Source organism: Pseudoalteromonas sp. G5_S1_14_S5, from assembly GCF_054968605.1.
In genome coordinates this window covers 1-5,451 of sequence record NZ_JBQKUM010000134.1, presented here as the reverse complement: position 1 = coordinate 5,451, position 5,451 = coordinate 1, and the positions used below count along the sequence as shown (strand labels likewise).

Genomic DNA, 5,451 nt, shown 5'->3' with positions numbered 1-5,451 from the left:
CATGTCCGAAAATTGGGGGCCACTTCTTTAATTATAGTTCACAACCTAAGCCAAATATCGCTGAGCTTGAAAATGGGTCTCGGCCTTTGATGACAAGCAAGGTGAATTAACAAACAGTATTAATTTAAACCTCCTTCGAGGAGCGATAATCGATTTAGTTGGCGCAAAAGACGCCGAACGTCGAATAAGTACCTAGCGTTAACGCTGATAAAGTTTGTTCAGATTCTCGACTTATCAAACCAAATCATAGAAATAAAATGGTTTATGAACGATGCGCTTCTTACTGATTTGAGCCAAGTGACACCGTACTTCAATCATATCGAGTTCTGGATAGATGCGTTAGAAAATAAGCTTGATCTGAATAGAAACTGCTTTTCTATTATCTTGCCGAAACAACTTGAAGAATTCCTTCCACACTTCGAGAGGTACGCCAAAACCATTGTTAGTGAATATGGTAAATATCTTAAGTACAAAGCGCCTGGACATGTTGCGATTGAAGTAAAACAAACCCGTTTTTATTTAGACCAACGAAAAGATATAAAAGCACTTCCCAGTCGGCCCAGACGCCGAACATCGTTTATTAGTTTTTTAAGGTTAGTCGCAATTTTTGTGACGTTACAAAATAAAAATAGGGAGCGGAATGAATGAACGAGGTGTAAATACTTATCCTCGCGATAGCCATCAAAATCTTGCAGTATGAGTATGAGGCGCGAGGTTTTCGAGTTGAAAAGTACTTCGAAACTAGAACAGCGCTTCGCAATATCAACTAGCTAGGTACGACAGAATCGCCTGATGTTCACAGTTTGCCGAGAACGGCACCTGCACGTCTTTGGACAAAAATCAGTTTCAGCAAATCGAATATTCGATATTCATGAATAACTTAAGGTATGACAAAGTGAAAAGAAGCCCACGGATCGAAGTTAAGAAAGTGGGCAAAATATGGGTGACATGATGATGTTAAAAGTAAGCAAGTTAATAATAGGCACGAAAATGCATATTGGCAACAGTGTTTCTATGACCTACAGCTCGCTTTTGGACAAAACCTTGTTAGCTTAAATGACTTAGTTGCATCAAGATCAGGTATGAAAAAGTATCTTGAAACCACAGTCTTTTGTTAGCAATACAAACTCATAGGTTGAGATAACCCCTTATTCTTCGCTGATTGGATGGAACAGCGTCTGGAAGAGCTAAGTACGTTTCTATGTCCATAAGCTTCCAATATCGCCCCTCATCGCCAAACTGAATTTCGCGTAACTCACAAATACGCACAACCAAAGCCTGTATGACTTTCTACTTTTTGCTTGTAATGAATACGCGATGGACACAGTTCGATACCAAATTTTTCTTTAAATTCTCTAAGTGCACAACCCTCTGGCGTTTCGTTCCCTTCACGACCGCCACCGGGTAAATCCCAACAATTTGGATATGAGATGGAAGAAATATTATCTCTTTTATAGGTGATAATTTGCTCGTTACAATGAACTACTGATTTGCACCCCTAAAATGTTGCACACTGCCTCTCCTAAGATTGCCTACGTCTTGTTAAGGTGTGAGGCACTCAATACCTAAGCCACCGCATACCACCTTAACCCTGAGGGACCCCCACATCTTACCTAAATTATTGATTAACTATAATTATTACATAAATAGCCAAAAAGAGTGCGAAAAAGCAAAGTTGCACCCATTAGGAATACTGATATAACACCAGTAAAAGACTGCTAGAACCTTGTACATCGAGATCGATTTAAGTTAATAGGAACTATAGGTCGTAAGTTCACACAATAACCAAGTATATATAACTAGCAGGACATACCTTTTGCCTTCGCATCTCTACCAACAGATAAAAAGTATCTACGATGGATGTCCACTAAACTCTATCGAATGAATTATCCTAAGAAAGCTGCAACTACAAAATATCGAAATAACGCTTCAATCTACTAACAGCCTCCTGTACACCGTCCATGACTCCTTCATAAGTGATAAGTCCAGTAACATCACTCGGTTGCCCTGGTTCCAGCAACGCTTGAGGCACATATGGGGATTGAATGTCGATGACAAAACCATTTTGTTTAGCGACCAATGAGCAAACTAGTGCATCAACAGCAATAAAGTTAGACATTCCGAAGTGGTTATTACTTCTACGGCCTGTTTTATATTCAACTAGCATTTGGTTAATTGATGCTGTCATTTCCACTGTTTTTCCACCTAACAAACTAACAAAAAATTCGGCTTCCGTTTTTGCTTCTTTGGTGACGTTTGATTCCAATACCTGTTCAGCGTGGATCTTTAGTGTATCAAAATCATTGGCTAAAGCTAATTGGAATAGCCAAAAGCGATGGACTTTCGAACCTATCTTTAACCTATCCTCTAGAAACATCTGGTGCGACTTTCGATCTTGGTAAGAAAGAGAATCTTCATCAACATTAGGGAAAGTACTAATCGATTGAATAATAGATTTATTATTTCCTAAAATAGGCAACCAAATTTGGCCACAGACTGCATCACTCCAAGCCAAGTTATCATAAATTGCCATGGCAGTGACTCTATTGCGCCAATGGTTTTTAATTCCTACCCCTACGAACTTTAATACATCTACATTCTTATCAATTGAGTAAAGCGAAGCTGCAAAACTGCTGATAACAGACGGATTAATATCTCTATTCTTAAGAACGTGAGTCCAAGTAAGGTCTGATTTTTGTGAGTCGAGATTTAGCAGTTGTGATAAACGTAATACAATCCAGATATTTTCTAACACCTTAGGTTCTTTACTCGAACTATAGTCAATATTAATATTAGAATGTTCAAAGAAAGAGTACGACTCTTGCAGCTCAATCATCATTCGCCAAGGCGTCGGTTGAATATCATAATCGACATTATCTAACCAAGCATTTGGAACCACATCTTCAGACACATCAAGTGCAAATCCGTTCTTTATGGCAACGGTGTTCAATAAAAAAGATGTAGAAGAAAACAAATATTGTTTTCGTTCGCTTACATTTGAGCTTAATTGGTTAGCTTTTTGCAGCTTAGAAAGTGCATCGATCACTGTTTGCATGGCTTTTTGGTCTTTAGCCAATAGTGCGGTGTAGAAATCCATTTCCATTTTCAAATCAAACGGGATGCTGATAACACTTTCCGTCACCACATTTTTATAACGCCCTTCTGAATAGCTTTTTTCTAGTAACTGGATGTAATCTTGCAGTGCCGTCCACTGCTGCAACAGTGCGAACTTGTGTAGGTGAAAACTCTCTCCTTTGTCATAAACACTAACAAGAAAAGAGTCATCTAAAAATCGATAATCGTAGTTTAATACGAGATCGATAAGATCTTTGTTTTTCCCAAGTAAGGCAAAACATAACACTTCGAGCATACTATCTGTCTGCTGATCCTTTGAATCAATAAACATTAAATAAGCGGCGATCGATGACCAAGCTCGAAAACTGTGGATATCTTCATATAAGTACCAGCCGAAGAATCCGTTATTTTTTGCGTTCGCAACATAAGAGTAGAGAAGGTAGCGTTCATCAGACGGTAATGAGTCATAATTTAATATGATTTCACTACGTAACTTCGCGGCAACTGCCAAAGCCGAAGTTTCTGCGAGGAGTATATTCATTTTTTTTCAAAGAGGGGAGTTTCCTCCCCCCTTTTCCATTATTATTTGTTTTTGATAATCACAGGGGTAATATAGATATCGCCTGTTTTTTGTCAACGGTGAAAACTCCTGTTTTGATCTTACCGCTATTTTTAGCTTTTTTAATTTTTGCAATAGTACGTTCTATCTCAGCCGCTTTCGAGGAAGAATTGGTATCTTCAAGATGCTCTACCTCGCGTTCAAGGTTAACAATTACCGCTTCAACCCAATTAGGACTGAGTTGAAAAGTATCACCGGCAGCTTTTCTCGACATCCGAACCGAAAGCTCTTTCATTTGCTTGGCATCAATGATGGCAAGAAAACCATCATCATCCAGACCCTGAGGGGTCCCCACATCTTTTCACCGGAACGCTGCCGCACTTATCGCTTTGAGGCCTTCTACGGCTAAGGCCAGATCCTTCACGCTAAATGAGAATGAATTTGCCTACTTTTTCACGCTATCTACACGATTCTTCTATGCTAGTTGTGGGGAGCCCTAAGATCTTAACCACTGAGCCTAACGCATAATAAAAATGCCACGCGTGCCGAATCACTATTGAACAATTTGTTATAAATATTTTTATAGATAAATATCTCTAATTACCGCAAACAACTCGAACTTGCGATCGAACCAGTAATCATCAAATTCCCACTCATCAATTGTAGCCTCGCCAATAAAACCAATATGCCAAATATTATGAGCTATTAAAAGCCACGGAATAGCTATAAGCTCTTCTTCAGAGAACTCTGAGATTGACTGATAACCACTCAGAAATGATGACCATTGTCCTTTAATGTTGTCACTATGAGTGAATAGAAGATTCCATAAGAAGACTACAGGGTCATATATTCGCCAACTTCTACAACAGAAATCCATGTCAAGTATCGTGATTTGCTCTGATGAGAAGATTGCATTACCCCAATGGAAATCTCCGTGGCACAAAACCTCCGGTAAAGTAAACTTAGACAAGTTGACCTCCACTTGCGTAGCTAAGGTTTCGATAACCCCAACCTCTTCTTGCTTGTGCCTATAACCGGCTCTGATATTGAGTAAAGGTAAAGTGAGCAACTCTTCGGTTTTTTTAGGTGGGAAATCGTGCTTGCTCTGTTTTAAATGGAGCCGAGCACACTCTAGGCCAAATAAGTAACATTGAGAAGAATTGAGAGTGGGCACCGTATCCCCATGTACAAAATGGCTTAACACTGCATACATATCATCAATATACTGGACATACTTACCGTCAACTCCTGGGACAGGGACGGTTACAGAAACTCGATTAGCTTTCAAGCTAGAATTGAACTCGGTCATTGACGTCAAATGCGACAAAGAGCAATGACTAGCTCTATAAAGCTTAACAACATATTGTTCACCGTAGACCGTCGTGAGTTGATACAACTCATGTATACTCGAGAGAGCAGAAACATCAGTGACATTGATATCGTAAGTTTCATTAAGCTTTTGTTTAAAGTATCGAATGTCATCTTTCATAGATGCTCCAATATTCATAACGAATGACATGGATTCCCCCTACAGAGGATATGCCACACTTATGTGGTACTTAATTGCACCGGAGGCAGCATGTCTAATTATTCTTATTTCTGCGGTATCGACCTAGCTAAAAACCACTTTAATCTTCATGCCGTAGACCAAAACGGTAAAGTCATACTTCATAAGTCAGTAATCGATCTAAACTACTGACTACAATAGCAAATATGCCACTCATGTGTATAGGCGTTGAAGCGTGTGATGGTGCACATTATTGGGCAAGAAGACTCAATAAACTGGGTCACGACGCCCGTATTATGGCCGTTAAATA

5 protein-coding genes and 1 pseudogene are annotated in these 5,451 nt (G+C 39.3%); 2 read left to right on the top strand and 4 right to left on the bottom strand.

The window, feature by feature from the left end; translation table 11 throughout:
• Positions 1-264 precede the first annotated feature (264 nt).
• Entirely contained in the window at positions 265-648 is a 384-nt protein-coding gene (locus ACTRWI_RS21775) for a hypothetical protein (RefSeq protein ID WP_499133800.1), read from the top strand.
• Between the two features lie 607 nt (positions 649-1,255).
• Here ACTRWI_RS21775 and ACTRWI_RS21770 read toward each other — a convergent pair.
• From ACTRWI_RS21770 to ACTRWI_RS21755, 4 genes are all read right to left on the bottom strand, one after another.
• On the bottom strand, positions 1,256-1,462 hold the full coding sequence (locus ACTRWI_RS21770) for an NUDIX domain-containing protein (protein ID WP_499133801.1): 207 nt from the start codon (positions 1,460-1,462) through the stop codon (positions 1,256-1,258).
• Positions 1,463-1,906: 444 nt separating this feature from the next.
• Complete coding sequence (locus ACTRWI_RS21765) at positions 1,907-3,616, bottom strand: hypothetical protein (protein WP_499133799.1); 1,710 nt, start codon at positions 3,614-3,616, stop codon at positions 1,907-1,909.
• 58 nt (positions 3,617-3,674) lie between these two features.
• Positions 3,675-3,989, bottom strand: a complete 315-nt coding sequence (locus tag ACTRWI_RS21760; protein ID WP_499133798.1) for a hypothetical protein — start codon at positions 3,987-3,989, stop codon at positions 3,675-3,677.
• Between the two features lie 225 nt (positions 3,990-4,214).
• Positions 4,215-5,123 (bottom strand): phosphotransferase enzyme family protein, encoded by a 909-nt coding sequence (locus tag ACTRWI_RS21755; protein ID WP_499133797.1) that lies wholly within the window; start codon positions 5,121-5,123, stop codon positions 4,215-4,217.
• A gap of 90 nt (positions 5,124-5,213) precedes the next feature.
• On the opposite strand from ACTRWI_RS21755, the pseudogene ACTRWI_RS21750 reads away from it, so the two are divergent.
• Positions 5,214-5,451: pseudogene (locus tag ACTRWI_RS21750) on the top strand (IS110 family transposase); the annotation flags it as partial.

Excerpts from the sequence above, each read along its gene's own strand:
- ACTRWI_RS21775 (WP_499133800.1), top strand. The coding sequence starts at position 265 with ATGAACGATGCGCTTCTTACTGATTTGAGCCAAGTGACACCGTACTTC.
- ACTRWI_RS21765 (WP_499133799.1), bottom strand. The coding sequence starts at position 3,616 with ATGAATATACTCCTCGCAGAAACTTCGGCTTTGGCAGTTGCCGCGAAG.
- ACTRWI_RS21755 (WP_499133797.1), bottom strand. The coding sequence starts at position 5,123 with ATGAAAGATGACATTCGATACTTTAAACAAAAGCTTAATGAAACTTAC.